General features: G+C 70.6%; 24 protein-coding genes and 1 pseudogene. 16 read left to right on the top strand and 9 right to left on the bottom strand.

The features are described from left to right. The first annotated feature begins 158 nt into the window (after nucleotides 1–158). From ACWY4P_RS51300 to ACWY4P_RS51290, 3 genes are all read left to right on the top strand, one after another. Nucleotides 159–434, top strand: coding sequence for a heavy-metal-associated domain-containing protein (locus ACWY4P_RS51300; protein ID WP_456207688.1), 276 nt, complete (start codon nucleotides 159–161; stop codon nucleotides 432–434). A gap of 67 nt (nucleotides 435–501) precedes the next feature. Then, nucleotides 502–2,784: a heavy metal translocating P-type ATPase gene (locus ACWY4P_RS51295; protein WP_456207687.1), complete on the top strand. Its 2,283-nt coding sequence runs from the start codon at nucleotides 502–504 to the stop codon at nucleotides 2,782–2,784. 87 nt (nucleotides 2,785–2,871) lie between these two features. Next, nucleotides 2,872–3,702, top strand: coding sequence for a M55 family metallopeptidase (locus tag ACWY4P_RS51290; protein WP_456207686.1), 831 nt, complete (start codon nucleotides 2,872–2,874; stop codon nucleotides 3,700–3,702). Between the two features lie 19 nt (nucleotides 3,703–3,721). Here ACWY4P_RS51290 and ACWY4P_RS51285 read toward each other — a convergent pair whose 3' ends face one another. The 3 genes from ACWY4P_RS51285 to ACWY4P_RS51275 form a co-directional block, all read right to left on the bottom strand. After that, entirely contained in the window at nucleotides 3,722–5,287 is a 1,566-nt protein-coding gene (locus ACWY4P_RS51285) for a GMC family oxidoreductase (RefSeq protein WP_456207685.1), read from the bottom strand. A gap of 119 nt (nucleotides 5,288–5,406) precedes the next feature. Continuing rightward, nucleotides 5,407–6,207, bottom strand: coding sequence for an alpha/beta fold hydrolase (locus tag ACWY4P_RS51280; protein WP_456207684.1), 801 nt, complete (start codon nucleotides 6,205–6,207; stop codon nucleotides 5,407–5,409). Further along, entirely contained in the window at nucleotides 6,155–6,805 is a 651-nt protein-coding gene (locus ACWY4P_RS51275; RefSeq protein ID WP_456207683.1) for a GntR family transcriptional regulator, read from the bottom strand. Before ACWY4P_RS51275 ends, ACWY4P_RS51280 begins: the two co-directional genes overlap by 53 nt. Before the next feature lie 153 nt (nucleotides 6,806–6,958). Between ACWY4P_RS51275 and ACWY4P_RS51270 the strand changes: the two genes are divergently transcribed. After that, on the top strand, nucleotides 6,959–8,563 hold the full coding sequence (locus ACWY4P_RS51270; RefSeq protein ID WP_456207682.1) for an L-lactate permease: 1,605 nt from the start codon (nucleotides 6,959–6,961) through the stop codon (nucleotides 8,561–8,563). Between the two features lie 28 nt (nucleotides 8,564–8,591). Further along, nucleotides 8,592–9,722 carry a glycerate kinase family protein gene (locus tag ACWY4P_RS51265; RefSeq protein WP_456207681.1) on the top strand — a complete coding sequence of 377 codons (1,131 nt, stop codon included), beginning with the start codon at nucleotides 8,592–8,594 and terminating at the stop codon, nucleotides 9,720–9,722. A gap of 71 nt (nucleotides 9,723–9,793) precedes the next feature. Here the strand turns inward: ACWY4P_RS51265 and ACWY4P_RS51260 are convergent, their stop codons facing one another. Continuing rightward, entirely contained in the window at nucleotides 9,794–11,551 is a 1,758-nt protein-coding gene (locus tag ACWY4P_RS51260) for a glycoside hydrolase family 43 protein (protein WP_456207680.1), read from the bottom strand. Between the two features lie 354 nt (nucleotides 11,552–11,905). Continuing rightward, a complete protein-coding gene (locus ACWY4P_RS51255; RefSeq protein ID WP_456207679.1) occupies nucleotides 11,906–12,037 on the bottom strand; it encodes a hypothetical protein in 132 nt (43 codons plus the stop codon). A gap of 25 nt (nucleotides 12,038–12,062) precedes the next feature. On the opposite strand from ACWY4P_RS51255, the gene ACWY4P_RS51250 reads away from it, so the two are divergent. The 5 genes and pseudogenes from ACWY4P_RS51250 to ACWY4P_RS51230 all read left to right on the top strand — a co-directional run bounded on the left by ACWY4P_RS51250 (nucleotide 12,063) and on the right by ACWY4P_RS51230 (nucleotide 15,045). Continuing rightward, nucleotides 12,063–12,260, top strand: coding sequence for a hypothetical protein (locus tag ACWY4P_RS51250; RefSeq protein ID WP_456207678.1), 198 nt, complete (start codon nucleotides 12,063–12,065; stop codon nucleotides 12,258–12,260). Between the two features lie 28 nt (nucleotides 12,261–12,288). Further along, a complete protein-coding gene (locus tag ACWY4P_RS51245; RefSeq protein ID WP_456207677.1) occupies nucleotides 12,289–12,675 on the top strand; it encodes a TOBE domain-containing protein in 387 nt (128 codons plus the stop codon). Nucleotides 12,676–12,718: 43 nt separating this feature from the next. Beyond that, nucleotides 12,719–12,844: pseudogene (locus tag ACWY4P_RS51240) on the top strand (molybdate ABC transporter permease subunit); the annotation flags it as partial. A gap of 243 nt (nucleotides 12,845–13,087) precedes the next feature. Then, nucleotides 13,088–14,383 (top strand): SGNH/GDSL hydrolase family protein, encoded by a 1,296-nt coding sequence (locus tag ACWY4P_RS51235; protein ID WP_456207676.1) that lies wholly within the window; start codon nucleotides 13,088–13,090, stop codon nucleotides 14,381–14,383. Nucleotides 14,384–14,442: 59 nt separating this feature from the next. Continuing rightward, on the top strand, nucleotides 14,443–15,045 hold the full coding sequence (locus ACWY4P_RS51230) for a DUF1266 domain-containing protein (RefSeq protein ID WP_456207675.1): 603 nt from the start codon (nucleotides 14,443–14,445) through the stop codon (nucleotides 15,043–15,045). A gap of 30 nt (nucleotides 15,046–15,075) precedes the next feature. Here ACWY4P_RS51230 and ACWY4P_RS51225 read toward each other — a convergent pair whose 3' ends face one another. After that, nucleotides 15,076–15,798: a FadR/GntR family transcriptional regulator gene (locus ACWY4P_RS51225; RefSeq protein ID WP_456207674.1), complete on the bottom strand. Its 723-nt coding sequence runs from the start codon at nucleotides 15,796–15,798 to the stop codon at nucleotides 15,076–15,078. Between the two features lie 186 nt (nucleotides 15,799–15,984). Between ACWY4P_RS51225 and ACWY4P_RS51220 the strand changes: the two genes are divergently transcribed. The 4 genes from ACWY4P_RS51220 (at nucleotide 15,985) to ACWY4P_RS51205 (ending at nucleotide 19,557) form a co-directional block, all read left to right on the top strand. Further along, the gene (locus ACWY4P_RS51220) at nucleotides 15,985–17,244 is read left to right on the top strand and encodes a cellulase-like family protein (protein ID WP_456207673.1); all 1,260 of its coding nucleotides are present in this window, start codon (nucleotides 15,985–15,987) and stop codon (nucleotides 17,242–17,244) included. Nucleotides 17,245–17,321: 77 nt separating this feature from the next. After that, on the top strand, nucleotides 17,322–17,894 hold the full coding sequence (locus ACWY4P_RS51215) for a hypothetical protein (RefSeq protein WP_456207672.1): 573 nt from the start codon (nucleotides 17,322–17,324) through the stop codon (nucleotides 17,892–17,894). Beyond that, complete coding sequence (locus ACWY4P_RS51210) at nucleotides 17,894–19,030, top strand: hypothetical protein (RefSeq protein WP_456207671.1); 1,137 nt, start codon at nucleotides 17,894–17,896, stop codon at nucleotides 19,028–19,030. Before ACWY4P_RS51215 ends, ACWY4P_RS51210 begins: the two co-directional genes overlap by 1 nt. Nucleotides 19,031–19,173: 143 nt before the next feature. Continuing rightward, entirely contained in the window at nucleotides 19,174–19,557 is a 384-nt protein-coding gene (locus ACWY4P_RS51205; protein WP_456207670.1) for a hypothetical protein, read from the top strand. Nucleotides 19,558–19,591: 34 nt separating this feature from the next. Here ACWY4P_RS51205 and ACWY4P_RS51200 read toward each other — a convergent pair whose 3' ends face one another. From ACWY4P_RS51200 to ACWY4P_RS51190, 3 genes are all read right to left on the bottom strand, one after another. Continuing rightward, nucleotides 19,592–21,301 carry an IPT/TIG domain-containing protein gene (locus ACWY4P_RS51200; RefSeq protein WP_456207669.1) on the bottom strand — a complete coding sequence of 570 codons (1,710 nt, stop codon included), beginning with the start codon at nucleotides 21,299–21,301 and terminating at the stop codon, nucleotides 19,592–19,594. A 166-nt stretch (nucleotides 21,302–21,467) separates the two neighbouring features. Beyond that, nucleotides 21,468–22,559, bottom strand: a complete 1,092-nt coding sequence (locus ACWY4P_RS51195) for a serine hydrolase domain-containing protein (RefSeq protein ID WP_456207668.1) — start codon at nucleotides 22,557–22,559, stop codon at nucleotides 21,468–21,470. 3 nt (nucleotides 22,560–22,562) lie between these two features. Further along, the gene (locus tag ACWY4P_RS51190; RefSeq protein ID WP_456207667.1) at nucleotides 22,563–23,075 is read right to left on the bottom strand and encodes an ArsR/SmtB family transcription factor; all 513 of its coding nucleotides are present in this window, start codon (nucleotides 23,073–23,075) and stop codon (nucleotides 22,563–22,565) included. Between the two features lie 309 nt (nucleotides 23,076–23,384). On the opposite strand from ACWY4P_RS51190, the gene ACWY4P_RS51185 reads away from it, so the two are divergent. After that, nucleotides 23,385–24,227, top strand: a complete 843-nt coding sequence (locus ACWY4P_RS51185) for a hypothetical protein (protein WP_456207666.1) — start codon at nucleotides 23,385–23,387, stop codon at nucleotides 24,225–24,227. A 224-nt stretch (nucleotides 24,228–24,451) separates the two neighbouring features. Beyond that, nucleotides 24,452–24,841, top strand: a complete 390-nt coding sequence (locus tag ACWY4P_RS51180) for a 6-pyruvoyl trahydropterin synthase family protein (RefSeq protein WP_456207665.1) — start codon at nucleotides 24,452–24,454, stop codon at nucleotides 24,839–24,841.

Raw genomic sequence — 24,841 nt, 5'->3', positions numbered from 1 at the left:
CCCACGCGGCGGAGCCGCATATCGACACCTCAAATTACCCCCTGGGGGTATCAAGTCAAGCCCGACCCACCCTTGCGATGAATACGGGAGGGGGGTATACAAGAAGCCGTCACCGATACCCCGCTGGGGTATCAACCATCGATGACGGAGGACCACCCATGTCGGACTGCTGCACCCCGGACGGAAGCTGCCACACCACGCCCAGGACCAGCTACCGGGTCGAGGGCGTCGGCAGCGCCCACTGCCAGGGAGTCGTCGCCAAGGCCGTCGGCGGTCTGGACGACGTCAAGGCCGTCGAGGTCGAGATCGGCACCGGACTGGTGACCGTGACGACCGCCACCAAGCCCGACGCGGCGTTCGACCAGTTGCTCGCCAGGACCGTCGACGAAGCGGGCTACGGCTTCGCCGGCCGAGTGGCCACCGCGGACGCCTGAGCTGCCCCGCCCGGGCGGGGCCGCCCAGCCGCGGCCCCGCCCCCGCCCCCTACTGCGAGGAGCAGACATGACCACCACCACGCCCGGCGCCGCCGAGGTCGAACTCGCCATTGGCGGCATGACCTGCGCCTCGTGTGCCGCCCGGATCGAGAAGAAGCTCAACCGCATGGACGGGGTCGAGGCCACCGTCAACTACGCCACCGAGAAGGCGAAAGTCACCTTCCGGGAGGACGTCGCCGTCGACGACCTGATCGCCACCGTCGAGGCCACCGGCTACACCGCGCGGGAACCCGAGCCCGACCCCGTGCGCACCGGGTCGGCGCCAGGCGAGGAGGCGGAGGGGGATGCGCCCGACGAACTGCGTCCGCTGCGCCAGCGGTTGACCACGGCTGTCCTCCTCGCCGTCCCCGTGATAGCGACGGCCATGGTCCCGGCCCTCCAGTTCGACTACTGGCAGTGGCTGTCGCTGACGCTGGCCGCCCCCGTGGTGACCTACGCCGCCTGGCCCTTCCACAAGGCGGCCTGGACCAACGCCCGGCACGGCGCGGCCACCATGGACACCCTGATCTCCGTCGGCACGAGCGCCGCGTTCCTGTGGTCGCTGTGGGCCCTGTTCTTCGGCACGGCCGGTACGCCCGGCATGACCCACCCCTTCGAGTTCACCATCGCCCGCACCGACGGCGCCGGGAACATCTATCTGGAGGCCGCGGCCGGCGTCACCGCCTTCATCCTGGCCGGGCGGTACTTCGAGGCACGGTCGAAGCGCAAGGCGGGCGCGGCGCTCAAGGCGCTCATGGAACTCGGGGCCAAGGAAGTCACCGTCCTGCGCGACGGCCGCGACGAGCTCATCCCGGTCGGCGACCTGAAGGTCGGCGACCGGTTCCTGGTCCGCCCCGGGGAGAAGATCGCCACCGACGGCACGGTCGTCGAGGGGGCGTCCGCGGTCGACGCCTCCATGCTCACCGGCGAATCCGTCCCTGTCGAGGTCGGCGAGGGCGACAGCGTCACCGGCGCCACGCTCAACGCCGGAGGCCGCCTGGTCGTCGAGGCCACCCGGGTCGGCGCCGACACCCAGCTCGCCCGCATGGCCAAGCTGGTGGAGGACGCGCAGAACGGCAAGGCCGCCGCCCAGCGGCTCGCCGACAAGATCTCCGCGGTCTTCGTCCCGGTCGTCATCGCGCTCGCGCTCGGCACCCTGGGCTTCTGGCTCGGCAACGGCGCGGGCCTGGCCGCCGCCTTCACCGCCGCGGTCGCCGTCCTCATCATCGCCTGCCCCTGCGCCCTGGGCCTGGCCACCCCGACCGCGCTCATGGTCGGCACCGGGCGCGGCGCCCAGCTCGGCATCCTCATCAAGGGCCCCGAAGTCCTGGAGACCACGCGCAAGGTCGACACCATCGTCCTGGACAAGACCGGCACCGTCACCACCGGGCGGATGACCCTGCTCGCCGTCCACACCGCGAAGGGCACGGACGACACAACTGTCCTGCGGCTCGCGGGCGCCCTGGAACACTCCTCCGAACACCCCATCGCCCAGGCCGTCGCCACCGGCGCCACCGCCCGGGTGGGCGCCCTGCCCTCCCCCGAGGACTTCGCAGGCGTCCCCGGTCTCGGCGTCCAGGGCATCGTCGAGGGACACGCCGTCCTGGTCGGCCGCGAGAAGCTCCTGGCCGAATGGGCCATCTCCCTGCCCACCGAGCTGGAGCGCGCCAAGGCCGAGGCCGAAGCCGGCGGGCGTACGGCCATCGCGGTCGCCTGGGACGGCGAGGCCCGCGCCGTCCTCGAGGTGGCGGACGCCATCAAGGACACCAGCCCGGAAGCGATCAGGCGGCTGCGCGCCCTCGGTCTCACCCCCATCCTGCTGACCGGCGACAACACGACCGTCGCCGAGGCGGTCGCCGCGGAGGCGGGCATCGCGCCCGAGCATGTGATCGCCGAGGTCATGCCGCAGGACAAGGTGGACGTGGTGAAGCGCCTTCAGGGCGAGGGCCGTTCGGTGGCGATGGTCGGCGACGGCGTCAACGACGCCGCCGCACTCGCCCAGGCCGACCTCGGGCTGGCGATGGGCACCGGCACCGACGCCGCCATCGAGGCGGGCGATCTGACGCTGGTGCGCGGCGACCTCAGGGCGGCGGCGGACGCCATCCGCCTCTCCCGCAAGACCCTGGGAACCATCAGGTCCAACCTCTTCTGGGCCTTCGCCTACAACGTCGCCGCGCTCCCCCTCGCGGCCTCCGGACTCCTCAACCCGATGATCGCCGGAGCCGCCATGGCCTTCTCCTCCGTCTTCGTGGTCGGCAACAGCCTCCGGCTGCGCGGCTTCCAGCCCGCCGACACCCACCCGCGAGGATGAACCCGGCCTGAACCCCGCCGCCGGGCAGGGAACCGGAGGAGAAGCGCCGGGCGTCCCCTGGGTGATCAAGTGTGAGGAGTGCGCGACGTGCGGATCTACTTCAGCGTGGACATGGAGGGCGTCACCGGGCTCGTCGACGCCGACGATGTCCAGCCGGGCGGACGGGACTACGAGCGTGGACGGCTGATGATGGCGGAGGATGTCAACGCGGCCATCCGGGGCGCCATCGCCGCCGGTGCCACCGACATCACCGTCAATGACGCGCACGGTCCCCAGCGCAACCTCCTGCCCGAGTCCCTGCACCCGGCGGCCCGCCTCATCCGGGGCAGGCCCAAACAGATGACCATGCTCGAAGGTCTCACCCCCGAGCACGACGCCGTCATCTGCGTCGGCTACCACTCGCGGGCCGGTGCGCTCGGTGTGCTGAGCCACAGTTTTATGGGCCACGAGATCGAAGACATGTGGCTGGACGGCCGACCCGTGGGCGAGATCGGCCTGGCCCATGCCACCGCGGCGGCCATCGGCGTCCCGGTGGCGGTCCTCACCGGTGACGACAGCGCCTGCGCGGAGATGACGGAGTGGGACGGGTCCGTCGCCACCGTTGCCGTCAAGTACGCGCGCGACCGCTTCGCGGCAGAACTGCGCCCGGCCCACGAAGCACGTACGGCGATCGAGGAAGCGGTCGCCGCCGGCCTCCCCGCACCGCGGACGGCTCAGTCGGTGACGTCGGCCCCGTCGACCCTCACCGTCCGCTGGCAGTCGGCCTCGGTGGCCGCCACGCTCCTCGGCATTCCGGGCGTCACCTCGACGGACACGCGAACCGTCGAGGCGCAGGGCGCGCTGCCCAGCCTGTACCGGCTCTTCGGCGTCTGGATGCGGGTGGCGGCCTCCCTGACCAATCAGCCACCGTACTGCTGACCGGGCCCTGGTCGTCGCGTCAGGTGGTCGGCCTCGCGACTCCCCGGATGAGGTCGGCCGCCTTCTCCGCGGCCATGATGACGGGCGCGTTGGTGTTCCCTCTTGGCACCGTGGGGAACACCGAGGCGTCGACGACCCGCAGGCCCGCCACGTCCAGCACCCGCAGCTCGGGGTCGACCACCGAGCCGATGGCGCAGGTCGAGGTGGGGTGGTACAGCGTCTGCCCGACCCGCTGCGCGAAGGCGAGGAGTTCCGCGTCGGAGTGCGTGTCCGGCACGTCGAACGGGCCGGTGACCACCTCGGCCAGCGCCTCCTGCCCCGCGATCCGCAGGGCGATCCGGATGCCGCTGACGATGCAGTCCCGGTCCTCGGCCGTCGTCAGGTAGTTGTGCACGATCCGGGGTGCGGCGTCCGGGCGCGGGGAGCGCAGCGTCACCTCGCCGCGACTGGTCGGGGCCAGGACGCACGGGCCGAACGCGAGACCGTGCTCGGTGACGGGGCCGAGCCCTTCCTGGTGGAACAGCACCGGAGCCATGTGGAACTGCACGTCCGGCGCGTCCAGTCCGTCCCGGCTGCGGAAGAAGCCGCCGGCCTCTCCTATGTTGCTGGTCAGCGGGCCGCGCCCGTCGCGCTCCAGCAGCGCGGCGTTCTCCGGACTCGCCGCGCTCATCAGGGATTCGACGCCGGTGCGGAAGTTGAGCAGCGCCATGTAGTGGTCTTGCAGGCCCTGGCCCACCGGGAGATCGCGCACCACATCGATGCCGAAGGCCGACAGCGTGGCGGCGGGCCCGATCCCGGAGAGCATCAGCAGCTTCGGGGACTCGTAGGTGCCCGCGGACAGGATCACCTCACGGTCGGCGCGGACCACGTCGACCGTGCCGCCCCGGTCCACCTCCACCCCCGTCGCCCGGCCGCCCTCGAGCACCACGCGGTGGGCCCGGGCCGTGTGGAGCACGGTGAGGTTCGGCCGCTCCAGGACCGGGTTCAGATAGGCGACGGCCGTGCTACAGCGCATGCCGCCGCGCTGGGTCAGCTGGAACCGCCCGACGCCGAACTGTGTCTCGCCGTTGAAGTCCTCGTTCCGCTTGTAGCCCGCCTGCTCGGCGGCCTGGACGAACGCCGTGGCGAGCGGGTGGTCCGACCTGCTGTCGCTGACCGTCAGCGGACCGCCCACCGAGTGGAACCCGTCCTCGCCGCGCTGGTTGTCCTCGGAGCGCCGGAAGTACGGCAGCACCTCGGCGTACGACCATCCTGTGGCCCCGGCGGCGCCCCAGCCGTCGTAGTCGGCGCGGTTGCCGCGCATATAGATCATCGAGTTGATCGAGCTGCTGCCCCCGAACACCTTGCCCCGGGGCAGATAGGCGCGCCGGCCTCCGGCCCCCGGCTCCGGGTCCGAGTCGAGATCCCAGTCGAACCCGCTCTTGAAGAGCTGGGGAAAGGCGGCCGGAACGTGGATCTCCTGCGCGGTGTCGGGGCCGCCCGCCTCGATCAACGCCACCCGGACATCGGGGTCTTCCGTCAGCCGCGCCGCCAGCACACAGCCCGCGGATCCGGCGCCGACGACGACGTAGTCATAAGTGTTCATCCAATCTCCCTGCCCGACGAGTGCGCTGACTGCGCGAACACCCCATGACGGTCCGCACGGAGCCGCGCTGATCTGGAGGGTCGCCCTGACAACGCTATATGGGTTGTGGGGGTGGCGGCTCAGCCCTCGAAGGCGCCGCGCAGCGCAACGGCGAAATCCGCCGGGTGCGTCAGAAAACCCACGTGTCCGCCCGGGAACTCCGCGATCGGGGCGCCGACTTGCTCCGCCAGGACCCCGGTCGTGCGGTGCGTCAGCGTCTTCGGCCCTTCGCCGCCGATCACCAGGGTGAACCGCGCCGTGCGCAGCGCCTCGGCGTCCGGCCTGAAGCGGACGAACGAACGCAGTTCGTACGCCAGGCAGGTCTCCATGTTGGCGCGAATGCGCGCCAACATCTCCCGCACCGGGGCGGGCAGGCTCTGGTCCGCTTCCGGTGGCGCGTCCACGCCGATCGCCGCGCTGAACTTCCGCAACGCGGGGTCGAGGCCCTCACGCTCGTACAGCTCGTACACCTCCTGGAACAGCGCATGCCAGCGGTCCGCGTCGGGCAGCAGATCGATCACGAACGGCTCGTGCGCCACCAGCGCCCGCACCTGGCAGGGGTGCCGGGCCAGGAGGTCCATGCCGATCATGCCGCCATAGCTGGTGCCGAAGACATGCGCCGGTTCACCGGCGGCGGCCGCGTTCAGCAGCAGGTGGGCGTCGTGGCCGTGCTCCTCGATCCGCTGGGGCCCGGGCGGGCCGGTGAGCCGGCTTCGGGAGTTGCCGCGCAGGTCGTAGGTGATGACGGTGTGGCTCTCCGCCAACAGACCGGCCAGCGGCCCGGGCAGTGTCCGGCCGGCTGTCGCGGCTCGGCCCCCGCCGCCCGGATCAGCCGGATCGCGTGCGGAGTTGCTCGCAGGCTCGGTTGAGGTGGAAGGCAAGAGCCTGGTCCGCACGCTCGGTGTCGCCGTCGGCGATGGCGTCCAGGATGTCCTGGTGCTCATCGGCGATCTCGGCGATGCGGAGGAGCTTGTACGTCTGGACCTGAGCCATGCACAGACGCATCTCGGCCATGACCGAGGCGTGGACGCGGCTGAGGCGCGGGCTGCCGAGCGCGTCGACGAGCGAGCGGTGGAAGCGGACATCGGGCTCGACCGCGGCGATCGTGGAGTCGTCCGCCTCCGCCAGTTTGCGGATCTCCACCTGGGCGGAGACGGCGGCGGGGGGCACCGACCGCCGTTGCGCCAGCTCGCGCATGACCTGGCGTTCCACGCAGGCGCGGGTGAAGTACAGGTCGGCGATGTCGTCGGCGTCGAAGACCGGTACCCGGGCGCTCTTGTGGGCGTCTCGACGCAACAGGCCCTCGCCGGTCAGCCGCTCGATGGCCGCTTTGGCGGTGGGCCGCGCCACCTCGTACTGCTTGGCGACCTCGGTCTCGGTGAGCGCCGTGCCGCCGGCGATCCGCCCGTCGAGGATCTGCTCGCGCAGCTCGAGAACGAGCGCGTCGATCAGGGATGTCGCCTTCAGGCGACTCGCCATCACGCCTCCTGGGAATGAGTTGGACTTAGCCCACATCACATTCAAATTACCACACGCGAATCCTTGACTGTTGAGAGTACTTGTCTTACAAGTTAGAACCTCGCCATGGCCTTGATGCTCCAAGCGGCGCCGCTCGCCGCACCGGGAGGTTCGATGTACCGACAAGTGCTTGACCCACTGGCCGGGTCGTTGCTCTGGTCCGCGCTCTGTGCGGCGGTGCCCCTGCTCGCCCTGTTCGTGCTGCTCGGGGTCTTCCAGGTGAGAGCGCAGATAGCGGCGCTGACCTCTCTGGTCCTCTCGCTGGCCCTCGCCGTGGTGGTCTGGGGCATGCCCTTACCGCAGGCCTTGTCCGGGGCGGTCGAAGGCGGCTTCTACGGTCTCTTTCCCATCATGTGGATCCTGGTGAACGCGCTGTGGATCTATCGCATGACCGAGATCACCGGATGGTTCGCCGTGCTGCGGCGGTCCTTCCGCACCATTTCCTCCGATCAGCGCGTCCAGGGCATCGTGATCGCGTTCTGCTTCGGAGCGCTGATCGAGGCGCTGGCCGGCTTCGGCGCCCCCGTGGCGATCACCGCGGTCATGCTGGTCACCGTCGGCATCGCTCCCATCAGGGCCGCGACCGTGGCGCTGGTGGCCAACACGGCGCCGGTCGCGTTCGGCAGCATGGCGGTGCCGCTGACCACGCTCGCCGGTGTGACCGGTCTGCCGCTCGGCGACCTCGGGGCGATGGCGGGACGGCAGACGCCGATGATCGCCGCGTTCATCCCGCTGCTGCTGGTGTTTCTGCTCGACGGCCGACGGGGCGTTCGGGAGACCTGGCCCGTCGCGGTGGTCGCGGGACTGACCTTCGCTCTTGCCCAGTTCGTGGCCGCCAACTACATCAGCGTCGAGACCACCGACATCATCGCGGGCGTGGTCACCCTGGCGACGGTGCTCGGGTTCATGCGGGTCTGGCAGCCGCGCACGGTGCAGCAGGCCCCCCAGGCGCCCGCCGAGGCCGACTCCGAGGACCGTGAGGGCAGTGCCCTCATGGCGTTCGCCCCGTACCTCATCATCTGTGCGCTCTTCGCGCTCACCCAGGCCGGACCCGTCAAGGAGTGGCTGGCCGCGCACGGCGTCGCCCAGTTCACCTGGCCCGGCCTGCACGTCGAGTCCCCCGAAGGCCGGCCCGCCGCGGCCGTGACCTTCAAACTGGAACATCTCAAGGCGGCGGGCACCATCCTGCTGTTCGCCGGTCTGCTCACCATGGCGCTCTACCGGGTCGGGCCCGGCCGCGCGGTGCGGGCGTACGGAGCCACGCTGCGCCAACTCCGCTGGACCGTCGTCACGGTGACGTCGGTGCTCGCCCTGGCGTGGGTCATGAACCTCTCCGGCCAGACCTCGACCCTGGGCACCGCGCTGGCCCAGACCGGCGCCGCCTTCGCCCTGTTCTCCCCGATCGTGGGGTGGCTGGGCGTCGCGGTGACCGGGTCCGACACCTCGGCCAACTCGCTGTTCGGAGTGCTTCAGGTGACCGCGGCGCGTGAGACCGGGCTGGATCCCGTGCTCCTCGCGGCCGCCAACTCCACCGGCGGCGTGCTCGGAAAGATGCTGTCGCCGCAGAACCTGGCTGTCGCCGCCGCGGCGATCGGCATGGCCGGCAGCGAGGGCACGATCTTCCGCAAGGTGATCGGCTGGAGCCTCGGGCTCCTCGCCGGGTTCGCACTCCTCATCTATCTGCAGTCGACTCCGGTCCTGGGCTGGATGACCGTCTGACCGCGAAACCACAACGAAAGGAACCCCCATGCGTGTTGTCTGCGCCCCGGACAAGCTGCGTGGCTCGCTGGACGCCGCCCAAGCGGCCGCCGCCCTCGCCGCCGGCGTCCGCGCGGCCGGCGGTACCCCCGTCGAGCACCCGCTCGCCGACGGCGGAGAGGGTTCACGTCACACCGTGCAGGCCGCGCGCGGGGGCGCGGTCGTCGACGTCGACGCCGTCGACGCGCTCGGCCACCCCCTGAAGACGCGCTTCGGCCGCCTGGACGACGGGACCGCGGTCGTCGAGGCGGCGGAGGCGATCGGCTGGGATCCGCCGGCCACCGCGGAGCACGACGTGATGCGCGCCTCCAGCGCCGGCCTGGCCGCTCCGATCCTCGCGGCGGTGCGGCAGGGAGCACGGCGGATCATCGTCTTCCTGGGCGGAACCGTGACCATGGACGGCGGAACGGGAATGCTCGCCTCCCTCGGGGCCCGGATCCTCGACGCCGACGGGACGCCGCTGGCGGGCAGCGGCGCCGACCTGAGCCGCGGCCGCATCGATTCGGTGGACCTCGCTCCGGCGCGCCGCGCACTCGCCGGCGTCGAACTGGTCGCCGCGGCCGACGTCCTCAGCCCCCTGTACGGGCCCGATGGCGCCGCCCGGGTCTTCGGGCCCCAGAAGGGTGCCGAGCCGGCCACGGTCGAACTCCTCGACGACGGACTGCGACGGCTCGCCCCCCTGCTCGGGGCCGGGTCGGTCGCGAGCGGTGGCGCCGCCGGCGGCCTCGGAGCCGCGCTGCTCGCGCTGGGGGCCGAACTGGTGCCCGGCGCGGGACTGGTCCGGCAGTTGACCCACTTCGACGAGCAACTGGCCGCGGCGGACCTCTGCCTCACCGCGGAGGGGAAGGTGGACGCCGGGACGGACGCGGGCAAGACCGTCAGCGCGGTGGTGGGCGCCTGCGCGGACGCCGCCGTTCCGTGCGTCGTACTCGGCGGGACGATCACCCCGGAGGCCGACCGCCTCTATGGGCGCGGCGCCACCGCGGTCCTGCCCATCGGCGCCGGGCCCCGCGATCTCGACACCGCCCTGCGCCACGCCGCCGACGATCTCACCAGGACCGCCTACGCCGTGTGCCGCCTCGCCACGGCCCGGCCCCGCAGAGAGCACGCCCTGGTGTAGCGGAGGCCTCCGCGCCCGGCCCGGCCCGGAGCGGGGCCGGGCCGGGCCGGGCCGCGAGCGGCTCGCATGGCTCAGAGGCCCGGGCGAACCCGGAACCAGTCGAATTCCGCCGCTTCCGCCGCACCACCCGTGTCGATGGTTTTGGTTTCCGGCCGCGTGGCGAAGAGCCCCACCGTCGACCCGATCCACTTGCCCGCCGTCGCCTGGAACGGCGCGCCGAGCGGAGCGAACCCGTGACCGTCCACGTCGGCCGCGAACTGGCACACCGCTCCGGGGCTCACGCTCACCCGCAGCCGCACCGCCACGCGCGGTCTCCCCAGCGGCACCGGCGTGGCGGCGTCCACCTCGGCGGCGTCCTTGGCCGCGGTGCGGTACGCCAGGACGATCTGGTCGCCGTCGTGGCGCAGGCCCGCCCAGGCGTAGCTCTCGCCCAGCATGACGAGTCCGGCCCGGGCCTCGGCGGTCCTGGCGGACAGCGTCATCGAGGTCGTCGCGACGAAGGATTCGGCGGGCAGCCGCTGGCCCAGCACATTGGGCAGCAGCCGCAGGTCATGGGTGACCGGGCTGGGCCGGCAGGCCAGGGCGAGCCGGCTCGGGAACCGGCGCAGCGACCACCAGGCCGGATCGGCGTTGGCCTGCCAGCTCCACTGTCTCCCCAGCTCCGCTCCGGTGAACTCGTCGCCGGTGGCCGGCGCGGTCACCCTGGCCCGGCCGTCGACGCGCGGCTTGGCGTGCACCAGCACCGGGGTGCCCCGGCCGCTGCCGTCGTCGGCGCCCATCACCGGCCACCCGTCGGTGCGCCACCGCATCGGCTGTAGATGCACCACCCGGCCGTAGGCCCCGCGGTCCTGGAAGTGCAGGAACCAGTCCTCACCGCCCGCGGTACCCACCCATGCTCCCTGGTGCGGCCCGTTGACGGGGGTGTCGCCCTGGGCCAGCACGATGCGGTCCTCATAGGGACCCTGGATGGTGCGGGAGCGAAACGCCGACTGCCAGCCGTTGGTGACTCCGCCGGCCGGGGCGAAGATCCAGTACCAGCCGTCCCGCTTGTAGAGTTTCGGCCCCTCCAGCGTGGTGTAGCCGGGCAGGTCATCGCCGTTGATCACGATCTGGCCCGCGTCGAGCAGGCCGCTCCCGTCCGGGCTCATACGGTGCAGCGTCAGCCGGTTGTTGATGCCGCTGCGGCTCTTCGCCCAGGCGTGGATCAGATAGGCCTGCCCGTCGTCGTCCCACAGCGGACACGGATCGATCAGGCCTTTGCCCGGCTTGACCGGGTGCGGTTTACTCCATGGCCCCCGCGGATCGGTGGCGGTCACCATGAAGATCCCGAAGTCCGGGTCTGGATAGAAGATCCAGAACTTGCCGTCGTGGTGCCGCAGGGCCGGGGCCCACACCCCATCGCCGTGCCTCGGCTGGCTGAAGTGGTCCTTGGGCTCCAGTTCGGTCAGGGCGTGCCCGATGATGCTCCAGTTGACCAGGTCGGCCGAGCGCAGGATCGGCAGTCCGGGGATGCGGTTGAAGGTGGAGGCGACCAGATAGAAGTACGCGCCCACGCGGATCGCGTCGGGATCGGACCAGTCGGCGTTGAGCACCGGGTTCTGATAGCGCCCGTCCCCCAGGTCCGCCACCCACGGGAGCCGCCCCCGCGCCGAGGCCGCCTCACCGCCCGTGCCTTCTCCGCCCGTCGCCCCGCCGCCCGCCTCGACCGGCCCGCCGGACCGTGCCGCTGCCGAGGCCTGGGCAGCACCACCGATCCCGCCGAGCACCGTCGATCCGGCCGCCGCGCCAAGGCCGGCCCGCAACACTTCCCTGCGACTGTGTTCGCTCACCGTTTCTCCGCACCTCGAACTCGTCGTTGTCTGTGCCGTCCACTGAGCAGCCACGGGAGTGGCCGGGGCGTTGCCGCTGCTTCCCCACCACCCCGGAGTAAGCGCTTTCTGCGGATGAGTGTGTCAGCGAGGAGCGCCATGGACAAGAACTCGGCGTCCTGGCTGCCGACCCCGGGGACATCAGGCCTGAAGGCCAGCCGGATCGCGCTGGGCCGCATGAGCTTCGGCGCGGCCTCCGTGGTGCAGCGCCCGCCCGTGGGGAGAGAAGAGCACGAGCCGCGAACACAGCAACCCGGCCACCGACCAGCAGGGTCGGCCGCTCTTCCTCGACAGCGACCAGGACCGTCGCAGCCGTCAGCCCTTGTTGCGCCGCTGTACGACATAGGCGTACTGGTCCGGCCAGCGGGGCTCGGCTCCGAGGGTGAGCGCGGCGTGCTGCGGCCAGGAGGGGTCGCGCAGCAGTTCGCGGCCGGAGGAGGACCTCACGGTCGCCGAAAAGGCGGCCGGTCTGATGGAGCGCGCGACGGACGAGCACGAGATGGTGCGCTGCGACATCGCCTTCCACGACGCCGTCTTCGCCGCCCTCAAGCTCTTCGCGGCCCATCGCCGTCTTGCCGTCGACGTGGTCAGCGGGACCGCGGGCCGGTTGGTCGACAGCGCCACTTTTGCGGGACAGTCCCGCTTCTGCGATGCGATACCGCTCCGGTGACTGGCATCTGCGGCAGTATGATCTACGCATGCACACGTACCGGATCGGGGATGCCGCGGCCTTGGTGGGTGTCAGCGCCGACACCCTCAGGCGCTGGGTCGACGGCGGCAGGCTGCGCGCCGAGCGCGACGAGCAGGGCCGGCGGATCATCCCGGGGCCGGATCTGGCGGTGTTCGTACGGGAGTTGAACCGCGGGGAGCGCGAGAGCACCGGCTCCTCGGCGCGCAACCGCTTCTCGGGCATCGTCACCGAGGTGATCCTCGGAGATGTGTCGGCGCAGGTGGAGATCCAGGCCGGGCCGTTCCGCGTGGTGTCCATGATCAGCCGGGAGTCGGCCGAGGAACTGGAGCTGGAACCCGGTGTGCCGGCGGTGGCCGTGATCAAGTCGACGAATGTGGTCATCGAGAAGGCATGACAGGGCAGAGGAAGATTTCCTCGACGACCCGTTTCGCACACCGGCCCGCACGCTGGGCGAGTTCGGCGCCACCATCACCTTCGCCGGCGACTTGACCGGCCGCACCCAGACCATGCCGCCGGCCGTCTGCCTCGCCCTGCCGACGGCACCGCCGGAGCCGGTGCCACTTCCGCCGCCGTCACCTCCGCCGCGTCCGCCGATACATCGGGTGTATAGGCCGGAACTCTCCAGGCACACCCAGGCCGTTCTTGCCGAACACCTTGACGCATCCGATGTTTCGGTGATGATTGCCTACGTCGCGCTCAGCCTCGATCGACCCGCACCGCGATCGACCCGCATCCTCACCGAGCGCGGCGTCGCGTTCCGCATGTGACCTCATCCGGCTGGCTCTCACCTGGAAGGGCAGCACCACATGGTCTCGATCCGGCACGTTCTCTCGGCTCTCGTCGTCGCACTGACCCTCGCCTTGGTGCCGCTGAGCGGAGCGGCACCCGCGTGGGCGGGCACCAGACCGGCCCCCGGACACTCCGACCGGGGCTGGGTCGGCACCTGGGAGGCCGCCGCCTCCGGCACCGTGCCGGGCCTGCCCGGCAACTCGATCCGCAATGTGGTGCACACCAGCGTCGGGGGCCACGCGGCCCGGATCCGGGTGTCCAACCGGCTCGGCACGGCCCCGCTCGAACTCGGGGCGGCCACCGTGGCGTTACAGGAGGCCGGGGCACCGAAGAGCCCGAACGCCATCGCCGGGACGGCCCGCCCGGCCACTTTCCACGGCCGGACCTCGGTCACCGTGCCCGTCGGCGAGGACGTGGTCAGCGACCCGGTACCGCTGCGCGTCCCCGCGGACACCAACCTGCTGATCACCCTGTTCACCCCGGCCGACTCCGGGCCCGCGACCTACCACCGCTCCGCCCTGCAGACCTCGTTCCTCGCCCCGGACGGCGACCACACCGCCGACGAGGACGGCGCCGCGTTCACCGCCACCACGAGTTCCTGGTACTACGTGACCGGCGTGGACGTGCTCAGCCCACGCACCCCGGGCAGCGTGGTCACACTCGGCGACTCCATCACCGACGGATCGGGGTCGACGGCGAGCGCCAACCGCCGCTGGCCCGACAGGCTGGCCGCGCGGCTGCGCGAACTGCCCGCGCGCCAACAGCTGGGCGTACTCAACGCCGGCATCTCGGGCAACCGCGTGCTGTTGGAGGGTACCGGGCCCAGCGCCCTGACCCGGCTGGACGCGGACGTGTTCTCCCGCAGCGGGGTGCGCGCCCTCATCGTGATGGAGGGCATCAACGACATCAAGGGCACCCCCAACCAGACCGACCCCGCGGCGTTCGCGGACGCCTACCGCCGCATCGCCGAGCAGGCCCACGCCCGCGGCATCCGCGTCATCGGTGGCACGATCACCCCGTACGGCGGCAATGGCGGCTACACCGAGGCCCGCGAGGCCGTACGGCAGGCCGTGAACGAGTTCATCAGGAACAGCGGCACCTTCGACGCGGTGGTGGACTTCGACGCCGTGGTCCGCGACCCCGCAGACCCGCACCGCATCCTCCCCGCCTACGACACGGGCGACCACCTGCACTTCAACGACGCGGGGCTGCAGGCGATGGCCGACGCCGTCGACCTGACCGAGCTCCGGGTCGGCGGGCCCACACCCGCATCGGCCACGTCGGCCACGTCGGCCATGTCGGCGAAAGGCTGAGCTCGCCGAGCGACACCCCCGGGGCCCACCGGCCGACGGCTCGCGTAGTGTTCCGGACCATGCTGCGAGGAGCTCCCGTCGAGCGCAAATACCCCGTTCCGCTGACACTGCATCAGCTGTGGATGGTGTCGCTGTGCGCACCCGTGAGCCGGGAGGCGAGAGCCTCCCGGCTCACCCTCTATCCGTACAAGCACGTCAACGGCGGGCGCGCCCGGAAGTGGCTGGCCGAGAAGTGGGAGATCTCCTCGCGGCCGGCGCTGCTCGGCCGGCTCAACAAACTCGCCCGGTTCGGCTACCGGGAACGAGCCGGGCAGCGCTCCGATGCCTCCCCGCTGGCCTGGGACATCGCGCTCTACGTGGACGTCGTCCGCAACGGCTTCGCGGCCGGCTATCTGGAGGAGGCCGACGCCTGGCGGCTGCTGCACGAGATCGTTCCGCGGGCCAGGGGGGCATACGGCTCCTGGGCGCAGTACGCCCAGGGCTATCTGATAGGCCGTCTGGTCTGGATGGACATGCTGCGCGGCACCCCGAGCGAAGGTTTCCCGGCGCCGCAGAGCGTCTCCGATGAGCACCTCCGGCGGCTGCTGGACCCCGCGAACACCGAGAGCCCGTGGAACCTGGCCCCCTGGGAGGCGATCGGCCACCCGGACCGAACACGGTGAGGTGACCGCCTGGCAGCCGATCAGCCCGCGTCAGCCCGCGTCAGCCCGGTCTGCCCGCGTGGCCGACACCTGGTCGAGGTCCTCGGCCGCCTTGGCGAGCAGGTCCAGCATGGCCAGTTCGGCGCGCGGGGCGTCCTGGTCCCGGATGGCGTCGAGGACCGCGCGATGGCTGGGTACGGGGTCGTCGGCGCCCCCGTGGGCGTGCACCAGCCGGTCCCGCTCGCGCAGGCCGGGTTCCAGCAACAGGTCGAGGCGGGCGAGGAGTTCATTGCCGGTGGCGGCGAGCAGCGCGCGGTGGAACGAGGCGTCGGCCTCCGCCTCGGCCGCGGTGTCCCCGTGGGCGTCCCCCATGGTGGCGAGCGCGGCGCCCAGCGCGACGAGATCGGCCTCGGTGCGGCGCAGCGCCGCGCGGTGGGCGGCGGCGGGCTCCACGACGGAGCGGACGTCGGCGAGGTCGTGCATCAGCCGCTCACCGTCCCCCGTCTCCATGCGCCAGCGGATGACATCGGAGTCCAGGAGGTTCCAGACGGCTCGGGGGCGCACAAAGGTGCCGCGCTTCTGGCGGGCGTCGATCAGCCCCTTGCCCGCGAGGACCTTCAGGGATTCGCGCATCACGGTGAGGCTGACGTCGAGTTCGGCGCCGAGGGCCCGTATGTCCAGGACCTCGCCCTCGGCGAAGTCACCGCCCACAATGCGGGCACCCAGCTGCCGCACCACCTGGCCGTGCACGCCTCGGCCGGCATAGGACGACATGGGGGTTCCTCCTCATGGTTGCAGGACGTGGCGCCAGAACGTGGTGCCAGAAGGTGGCGCCAGGGCAGGCGGACGACGACGGGCGAAGCGCCCACCATACCGTGAACGTTAATTATGAATACATCTTGACACCTCGGTGACGCCCGCCCACGATGAGCCGGACGCCTACCGAAAGGCCGGTTCCCCGTGCCCGTCGCGCCGCCCGACCACCTGCCGGAGAAACTGACCATCTCCCTGTGGGACTTCAGCTGGTACACCCGTACCGGCCCCGGGGAGCCCTTCGCCGACCTCGACCGGGCCTTCGTGGAGGCCGTGGCGCGCGGATACAACACCGTGCGCATCTGCGCCATGCCCTTTCTGCTCTTCCGCTCCGGACTCGACACCGGCAAACTCCGGCTGGGACCGCTGGGCGGCGGGTACGGGCAGCGGACCCGCTGGTACGACGTCGGCGGCAGCACCGAGATCGACGGCCGCGCCCACCTTCGCGCGCTGTTCGAGGCGGCCCGCCGGCACGGCTGCTTCATCATCCTCTCCAGCTGGGAGTACCAGCAGAGCCCGTCGTTCGGCGGCGACCGCTCCTGGTACGACGCCCTGATGGCCGTCGATCCCGAGCGGCGCGCCGAAACCCTCGCCGACGCGCTGGCCGACCTGATCGACTTCCTCGCCGCGGACGGGCTCGACGACCGGATCGCCTTCACCGAGCTGCACAACGAGGTCCAGGGCGGACGGCTCACCCAGGGGCTGACGGGCCCGGACACCGTGGTCGCCCTGCGGCCGCGCCTGGAGCGCGGCCTCGCCCGGTTCCGGGAGCGCCACCCCGACCGGCCGGTCACCGTCAACTACGCGAAGGTCCCGGTCGGGTCGCTGCGCGGCGTCCCGCGCGACATCGACGTGGCGGTCTTCCACCCGTATGTCTACGGCGTGCTCGACGAGCTCATCGACGTCTTCGCCCTGCGCGACCGGTCCCGCCCCTTCCCGCAGGACTTCGCCGGGGAACACCTGCTGCGCCCCGACGCCCCGGACCTGGCCGACTGGGCGCCGCCCGCCGAGGACCTGTGGCGGCTCGAGGCCACCCTCGTCGGCCGCGAGATCTACGCGCACGACTGGTGCGACCCGGCCAAATGGGACGCCTGGCTGTACGGGCGCTACGCCGTCCACCGCCTCGCGATGGAGCAGCGGCTGGTCACCTGGATCGAGGCCGCCGCCGACTGGGCGGCCGGGGCCGGGGTCCCCCTGGTCTTCGGCGAGGGCTGGATCGGCTACACCCCGCTGCACGGCACCTTCGAGGAGGGCCCGGTCGGGGCCGCGTTCTGCCGCCGCGCGGTGGCCGAGTCCGCTCGGGTCGGCGCCTGGGGAACGGTCGTGTGCTCCAACGCCGCACCGCACCACCCGATGTGGCAGGACCTCACGCTCCAGCGGGAGTGCAACGCCCTGCTGTTCGGCTGAGCTGTTCGGCATTTCGGCGTGAGGGAGCGCTCACGGCGCTAACCTACGTACCCTGTCGTGCACACAACGGGGGTGTCATGAGCGACAACGATCTGCCGGAGCCGAAAGACGACCAACTCCCCCTGCCGCCCGGCCCATCGGAGGGTGGCGGGATCCTTGCCCCGCCGCCCCTGTCGGCCCAGCCGGGGAAACCCAACATCTACGACCCCAACGCGCCCGCGCCCAGGCGTCCGCTCGCCCCCGGCGTCCAGGGCCCGGTACCGCAGAACCTCGCGATCGCCCCGAGTGTGTTGCGCCGCGCGGCGGGCAAGGCGGACGAGGTCTACGACACCCTCCACAAGCAGGCGGCGTCGCTGGAGGAGCCGACCTCCACCGCGGTCAAGGGTGTGCACGGCCTCCAGGTCGAGAGCGCGCTGAGACGGTCGCACAAGCACTGGGAAGAGCAGGCGGGCACGGTCACCGCCTGGCTCGCCCATATCTCCGAGAGCCTGCGGGCGGCGGCCGACATACACGTGAAGCAGGACCTGGGCACGGGGGACTCGTTCGGCCGGAAGGAACGTCCCGGGCTTTACGACGGCGGTCTCCAGGACCGCTCGTATCTGACCGGCGACCCGTCGTTCTCGTCGTTCTCGTCGATCTCGAGGTACTGATGGAAACCTTCTACCAGGAGTTCCGATCGGCCGACTTCGGTGCGCTGGACACGCTGGTCACGAAGTGGAAGGGCGTCCACGACAAGATCAAGGACCTGGACGACAAGATCCGTGACGAGGTGCTGAAGCCCCTGAAGGACAAGGGGTACTGGGAGGGGATGGCCGCCCCCTTCGCCTGGACCCAGATCGACGACATCCAGCGTCAGGTGACCGCCGCCGCCAAAGTGGCCGACGGCGTGCGCAGGGCCGTCGAGGACGGGGCCGGGGAGCTGAGGGCCGCGCAGAAGAGGCTGAACGACGCGGTGCGGGAGTTCGGCGAACAGGGGATGTACATCAACCCCGAGAAGGCCCAAGTGGTCCTGGCCGCGGACTGCGCGCCGGAGAATTACGACAAGGACGACGTGAAGAAGGTGAACGCCGCCCAGACCAGGCTCAACGAGATCCTGCGGGAGGCGTTCGAGGTCGACCAGAACCTGTCGATCACGCTGATGGAGAACGTCGGCCTGGAGCAGTGGTTCAACACCGGGAAAGTCCGCACGGACGTCAACCACACCAGCGGCATCAGTACGGACCGCTACGACACGCTCGGCCGGGACATGGGCGGCCTCGACCCCTTCCCGTCCACCAACCACCTCACACCGCGCACCCTTCTGACCAACTGGGCGGCCGGGACGGGCGACGACCACTACTCGTTCTCCCAGCACGACCCGTTCGTCGAACAGCTCCGTAAGAGCGACAGCATGGACGGGATCCGGAAGCAGACCCTGGACGGGTGGAAGGCCGGCCGCGGGGAGGGCACGGCCAAGTACCAGATCTCGGGTATGTCATTCCCCGAGCAGGCGGGCATGTACGCGAAGGACATGACCGGCCTGTCCGGCCTCGACAATCTGTGGGGCGGCGACACCAACGAGGCGCAGTCCCTGCTCGGCTCCTATGCCGTCAACTACGTCGTCAAGGGCACCGACCCCGACGGCAAGCTCATCGTGCAGTACACACTCAACAACGACACCGACATGGAGTCGGCCCTGCCCGGATACCAGGGCTGGCAGGAGAAGGCCAACCATGACACCGGGCCCGGTGCGGGCATTGGGGAAACCATGGTCTGGACCGAGCGCATCGACCCGGACGACCGCTGACAGGCCCGTCTGGCAGACTCGGCGCGATGGCGACGACGAGGCGACCAGGACTGGTCCGCAGGCTCTGGCGGGTCCGTCCGATCAGATTCGCGCTGATAGGGATGGCATGCCTCATCGTGCTTCCGGTGGGGTGCATAGCCGTCATGAACGTCGTGTCGGAGGAGTGCGAGAAGACCAGTCCCGACGTGGCCGAGTACGACCTGCCCGGGACGTACCGGGGCCCCGACGGCATGCGGATCACCCTCGGGCGCCGGGTCCAGGTGAAGAACTGGCCTTACGACCTGTCCCTCGGGGAGGACGACGGACGACGCTTCGACGGCCAGGGGAGTTGGTCCTACGACACGGGCACCGTCGTCCCCGGCGACGAGGAGTTCGGGATCGTCGAGCTGAACTTCGCCAAGGTCGGCCCCGAGGACTATGTGGCCCGCGACAGCCAGGAGCTGCTGGTCGGCGGTACCCCGGCGGACCCGGTCCTGTTCCACCAGGTGGACCCGGACAACTGCCCCGATCCGGTGTTCCGGCAGTAGTTGCGGAACACCGGATCGGGTCCGGGCCGGGGTTTCACCCCGGGCTCTCCACGTAGGTGTAAAGGCCCGAGGAGGTGGTGCCGCCGACAGTGGTGACCGCGATGTTGACGGGCCCGGCGACGGGGTGGGGTGGGGCGGTGGCGGCGATCGTGTTGTCGGAGACCACGGAGAAGTACGCCGGGACGCCGTCGAAGGCGACCGACTGGGCGGTGGCGAGGTTGGTGCCCTGGATGGTGACCTGGTTGCCGCCCGAGGTCGGGCCCTCGTTGGGGCTGGCACTGGTCAGGGTGGGTGGGTCGAAGTAGGTGAAGGGGAGGCCGTTGGAGGTGCCGCCCGGGGTGACCACGGTCACCGTCACCGGGCCGGGGCCGGGGACGGCGGGGATGTTGACGGTGAGAGAGGTGTCGGTGCCGGACACGATGGTGGCCGTGCTGGGACCGAAGTGCACCGCTGTGGCCCCGGCCAGGTTGAGGCCGGTGATGACGGCGGTGCCCCCACCGCCGGTGGGGCCCTGAGCGCCGCCCTCGCCCTCGAAGGGGCTGCTGGTCACGGTGATGCCGATGAGGACGGGCGCGGGACGGTAGGTGAAGGTGCCGAAGCTGCCGGTGCCACCGGCGGTGGTGACGGTCACGGGGACCGTGCCGTAACCGGGTGGGCTGGAGACGGTGACCGAGGTGGAGGTGTTGGCGAGGATCGTGGCGGTGGCCGTGCCGAAGTGCACGGCGGTGGCGCCGGAGAGATTGTGGCCCCGGATGATCACGGTGGTGCCGCCGGTGACCGGCCCGGCACTGGGAATCGCCTGTAGTGAGATCGCGCTGACCGTGCCGGCGAGGGAGTTGGTCACGTACAGCCGGGTGGAATCCGGGGTCACCGCGACGCCCAGCGGGCCATCTCCGGTGGGAAGGGTGCCGAGGACCGCGTTGGCGGCGAGGCCGATCACGCTGACGATGTCCTGGTCGAGACTGGCCACATAGGCGACGGTCCCGTCCGGGCTGATGGCCACCTGCCGAGGGGTGGGGACGGGGATCGTGGTGGTGACCGTGTTGGTGGCCGTGTCCAGAACGGCGACGAACTGAGCGCCGGCGGTGGACACATAGGCGCGGGTGCCGTCCGGGGTGATCGCCACGAGTACCGGGACATCGCCGACCACCGTGGTGCTGGTGACGGTGTTGGTGGCGGTGTCGATCACCCTGACCGAGCCGTCGGCGGTGGAGGCCACATAGGCATGGGTGCCGTCGGGGGTCACCGCCACTCCGACCGGGCCGGGGCCCACCGGGACGGTGGCGGTGACCGTGCCGGCGGCCGTGTCGACCACGCTGACAGAGTTGTCTTGGAAGTTGGCCACATAGGCGCGGGCGCCGTCGGGGGTCAGCGCCACCCCGATGGGTGCGGCGCCCACGGGGATGTTCGTCAGGACCGTGTTGGTGGCGGTGTCGATCACTGCGAGCGACGCGTCGCCGAACTGGGTGACATAGGCACGGGTGTTGTCCGGGGAGACCGCTATGAGGGACGGCCCGTTGTTTGTGGGGATGGTGGTGGTGACGGTGTTGCTGACGGGGTCGATCACACTGATGGTGTTCGACGCCTGGTTGGCGACGTAGACGTGTGCGCCGTTCGGGCTCACGACCACTCCCTGGGGAGTGGCGCCCACGGGGATGGTGGTGCCGGCCGCCAGGAGGACGGGGTCTCGCAGCGTCTGCCTTTCGGCGGTCAGGAGCAGGGGGGATTCGAGCAAGGTGGTCATGGTGCGTCCCGGGGGGAGAGAGAGCGACAGCAGACAGGAGCTGTTCATTCCCCCCAATTCCCTGACCTACAAGACATGTAACCTTTACGACATATGTGGTCTTATATGAAACTCTTGTCCCCCTCGGACGCCTTCACGGCGCGTTCACGACGCTTTCAGGACGGCCTCACGCGACGTCGAGCTCGCCGAGCAGGGCGAAGGTGAGGGCATCGACCGGCCGGGGGTCGGTCGCGGTCGGCTCGCTGTAGGTGTTCACCATCATCACGGCCGCGGAGGCGCTCGCCCGACTGAAGGCCGCACAGGTGCTGAATCCGCCCGTGCCGCCGTTGTGCCAGGTCATGGTCCGGCCGCCGGCCAGCCGACCGAGGTGCCAGCCGAGCCCCAGCCGCAGATTGTCATCGACCGTGAAGTGGGGCCGCTGGGTCAGCTCGATGGCGGCCCGCAGTGGGGAGTGCTCCGGGCGCAGCTGCGCGCCGAGGAAGCGCACCATGTCGTCGGCGGTGCTGTACATCGAGGTGCCGGCCGCGCTGAGCACATGGTCGTGCCAATCGGGGACGGGCTGTCCGGCGAGATGCCCGACCGCCTTGCGGGACGCCATGTCCGGCCGCAGCGTCGTGGTGGTGTCCGTCAGGCGGAGCGGCTCCGCCACCCGGTGTCGCACCATCGAGTCCACGGCGTCGAAGGCCAGCGCCTGACCGAGGAGGCCGAACCCGAGGTTCGAGTACGCGTAGACGCTGCCCGGCTCGGTGGCCAGTGTGGTCTCGCCGAGGCCGCTCGCCAGGTCGTCCAGCGTGTAGTGCGCGTACGGGTCGTCAGGGTCGGCGCCGGCGAGCAGGTTGGGCGGCAGCGAGGGCAGGCCGGAGGTGTGGGTGGCCAGATCGGCCAGGGTGATCCGCCGTGGCCCCTGGTGCGGGACGGGGAACCGGGCGGGCAGGACCAGCGGCGCGTCCAGGCGGGTGGTGCCCGCGCACACGGCGCGGGCCAGGGCCGTGGCGGTGAGCGTCTTGGTGATCGAGCCGAGTTGGAAGACGGTTCGGCCGTCCGGCGCCGACGCGCCCGGACCCTCTCCCCCGCCCGCGACATAGGTGCGGGTGCCGTGGATGACCCCGCAGACCGCGCTCGGGCTGCCGGCGTCCAGCGCACGGCTCACATACCGCCGCACCAGCGCGGGCAGGTCGTCGGCCGCGGCGGCGTTGCCGGGCAGCAGTGACGCCCCCGCCGCCGTCGTCGCCACGGTGAGGAATTTCCTCCGCTGCATGGGTCACTCCCCCGTCGATCGGTTGCCTGTCGGTACCACCGCGGACAGCACGACGAGCAACGGCACCACCCTGCCCGCGGGGACCTGGTAGTGACCGCGCCCCTCGGCCTGAAGCCAGCCGGTGGCGGTGAGTTGTTTGAGGTGGTGGTACAGCTGGCCGGTGGTGTGCAGGCCCGCGGCCTCCTGGAGCTCCGCCGCGGACCGGGTGCCGCGCAGCGCCGCGCGCAGCAGGGTCAGCCGGACGGGGTGGCCCAGCGCGGCCAGCGGCGCGGCCCCCTCCGACCAGTCCGCCTCCAACAGCGGGCCTGTCTCCGCGCCTTGCTGCCATTCGTATCTCTCGCCCGTCGGCAGGTTCAGCGCGCCGGTGAACAGCACCTGACCGGCCCCGGTGAGGCGGCGGCGCAGCCCGTCGAGGGCCCAGAACACCTCGTCCCGCGACGCCTGCGGCTCCACTTCCAGCCGCGACACCCGTTCTTCGAGCGCGGCGAGCCGTCTCTCCAGGGACTCATCAGCCATAGGACGGAGATTACGGTATTCCGTAATAACAGAGCAACCCGAGGACCACGGCCCAGCTCAGCGCTTCCGCGCTACCGAGGAGCACAAGCGCCCCTCAGTAAAGGTCGGATGAAAGGCCGTTCGGAGCCTTGACGGGCTTATTGGTCCAGTCCATGGTGGGAGGCGTTCCGGCGTGCCCCGGGGGCGGGAGCGAGCCGCACCCCGCCGCATGCCACGCACCTTCACGTTGGACCGCCCTGGCCCCTTCATCGCGGTCCGTCCGCACCGCGTGTGTCATCGGTTGACATCCTCAGAAGGAAACCAACGAACATGACCGAACACGCTCCACGCCATTTCAGCCGTCGGGCGGTACTCGGCTCCATGACCGCCGCCGCCGTCGGCACTCCGCTCGCCCTCGGCAAGGCGGCGTCGGCGGCGCCCCGAGCGCCGGCAACCCCCCGGGCACCGCAGCTCCTCTGGCACCCGAACCCGTCCAGCGCCGGGCTCAAGGCCTTCGAAGGCATCGAGGCCGACCGCGGAAACGCCCACCCCGACCGGGACTACGTCATCGTCGAAGGCGGTGACCACTACCGCTTCAACATCTGGAAGGACGACCGGGACACCACCGGCGACGGGGACCGTCAGCGCACCGAGTCCAAGGGCATGGTGCAGGACGGCACGACCCTGAAGATGCGCGACGGCGAGACCTGGAGCATCACCTACGAGATGTTCATGCCGACCTCGCTGCACGGCACCAGCAAGTTCACGCATATCTTCCAGACCAAGACGCCCGTGGACAACGGGGGCCCGTACGTCGTCCTGGATCTGGGCCGCAGCGGCAGCACGGAAACCCTGCGGGCCCGTGCCTACGCCAACTCCGGGTCGCCGGATATCGCCTCGACCAATCTGTCGCCGCTGCGGAACAAGTGGATCACCATCGAATGGACGTTCACCATCGGCTCGAGCGGCAAGGCGGGATTCGTGGCCCGCAATGGCACCGGCTCCAGCGCTCCGGTGGCGGTCCAGGGCAGCATGTCCAATGTGAAGATCCCGGATCAGGACGACTATGTCCGACCCAAGTGGGGCATCTACCGGTCGGTCGAAAGCGCCTCGTCGGACATCCTCGACACCTACTTGCTCTTCCGTAACTTCAAGGCGTCGAAGGGCACCTGAGTCATCGACAGCGGTGTGAAACCAGTGAATGTGGGGTCGGCGGCAGTCGGCCCCACATTCTCATGTCCACGACAGCCGGTCAACGATGGCACCATCATGAAGTTCCCGACTGCCCCCTTGTGATCCTGCCTGCGCTCGGGAATGCTCGTCAGGGCGTTAAGCGGGAAAGCGGAGCAGAGGGTTTTTCTGCTCCCTGTTCACTTAAGCGAGGTGAAGGGTTCATCATGCTCTCCATCACCAAAGAGTTTCGCTTCTCGGCGAGCCACCAGCTGGATCATTTACGATCCGGCCATCCGTGCGCCCGGCTGCACGGCCATAACTATGTGGTCGTCCTGGAACTGTCCGCGGCGCCGGAAGATCTGACACTTCCGGGTTTCGTCCGGGACTACGGCGACCTCTCCGCCTTCCAGAAGTGGGTCGACGAGACGCTGGACCACCGGCATCTCAACGATGTGCTGGACGGGGTGAATCCCTCCGCGGAGAACATCGCGATGTGGCTCCACGAGAGGTGGGTCAAGGAGTTTCCCGAACTCACCGCCGTACGCGTGTCGGAGACCCCCAAGACCTGGGCGACGTACCGCCCCTTCCCCGGCGGAGTGGACGCGCCGGTGTGA

Source organism: Streptomyces sp. LZ34 (genome assembly GCF_053890475.1).
Note: the sequence above shows the minus strand (reverse complement) of the source record. Positions and strands in the feature narration are given on the sequence as shown.

What these genes read in the sequence shown, in the direction of transcription:
- ACWY4P_RS51300 (WP_456207688.1), top strand. Translation starts at nt 159, where the DNA reads ATGTCGGACTGCTGCACCCCGGACGGAAGCTGCCACACCACGCCCAGG.
- ACWY4P_RS51295 (WP_456207687.1), top strand. Translation starts at nt 502, where the DNA reads ATGACCACCACCACGCCCGGCGCCGCCGAGGTCGAACTCGCCATTGGC.
- ACWY4P_RS51285 (WP_456207685.1), bottom strand. Translation starts at nt 5,287, where the DNA reads ATGAACACTTATGACTACGTCGTCGTCGGCGCCGGATCCGCGGGCTGT.
- ACWY4P_RS51275 (WP_456207683.1), bottom strand. Translation starts at nt 6,805, where the DNA reads ATGGCGAGTCGCCTGAAGGCGACATCCCTGATCGACGCGCTCGTTCTC.
- ACWY4P_RS51270 (WP_456207682.1), top strand. Translation starts at nt 6,959, where the DNA reads ATGTACCGACAAGTGCTTGACCCACTGGCCGGGTCGTTGCTCTGGTCC.
- ACWY4P_RS51265 (WP_456207681.1), top strand. Translation starts at nt 8,592, where the DNA reads ATGCGTGTTGTCTGCGCCCCGGACAAGCTGCGTGGCTCGCTGGACGCC.
- ACWY4P_RS51250 (WP_456207678.1), top strand. Translation starts at nt 12,063, where the DNA reads ATGGAGCGCGCGACGGACGAGCACGAGATGGTGCGCTGCGACATCGCC.
- ACWY4P_RS51245 (WP_456207677.1), top strand. Translation starts at nt 12,289, where the DNA reads ATGCACACGTACCGGATCGGGGATGCCGCGGCCTTGGTGGGTGTCAGC.
- ACWY4P_RS51235 (WP_456207676.1), top strand. Translation starts at nt 13,088, where the DNA reads ATGGTCTCGATCCGGCACGTTCTCTCGGCTCTCGTCGTCGCACTGACC.
- ACWY4P_RS51230 (WP_456207675.1), top strand. Translation starts at nt 14,443, where the DNA reads ATGCTGCGAGGAGCTCCCGTCGAGCGCAAATACCCCGTTCCGCTGACA.
- ACWY4P_RS51225 (WP_456207674.1), bottom strand. Translation starts at nt 15,798, where the DNA reads ATGTCGTCCTATGCCGGCCGAGGCGTGCACGGCCAGGTGGTGCGGCAG.
- ACWY4P_RS51215 (WP_456207672.1), top strand. Translation starts at nt 17,322, where the DNA reads ATGAGCGACAACGATCTGCCGGAGCCGAAAGACGACCAACTCCCCCTG.
- ACWY4P_RS51210 (WP_456207671.1), top strand. Translation starts at nt 17,894, where the DNA reads ATGGAAACCTTCTACCAGGAGTTCCGATCGGCCGACTTCGGTGCGCTG.
- ACWY4P_RS51205 (WP_456207670.1), top strand. Translation starts at nt 19,174, where the DNA reads ATGAACGTCGTGTCGGAGGAGTGCGAGAAGACCAGTCCCGACGTGGCC.
- ACWY4P_RS51200 (WP_456207669.1), bottom strand. Translation starts at nt 21,301, where the DNA reads ATGACCACCTTGCTCGAATCCCCCCTGCTCCTGACCGCCGAAAGGCAG.
- ACWY4P_RS51195 (WP_456207668.1), bottom strand. Translation starts at nt 22,559, where the DNA reads ATGCAGCGGAGGAAATTCCTCACCGTGGCGACGACGGCGGCGGGGGCG.
- ACWY4P_RS51190 (WP_456207667.1), bottom strand. Translation starts at nt 23,075, where the DNA reads ATGGCTGATGAGTCCCTGGAGAGACGGCTCGCCGCGCTCGAAGAACGG.
- ACWY4P_RS51185 (WP_456207666.1), top strand. Translation starts at nt 23,385, where the DNA reads ATGACCGAACACGCTCCACGCCATTTCAGCCGTCGGGCGGTACTCGGC.
- ACWY4P_RS51180 (WP_456207665.1), top strand. Translation starts at nt 24,452, where the DNA reads ATGCTCTCCATCACCAAAGAGTTTCGCTTCTCGGCGAGCCACCAGCTG.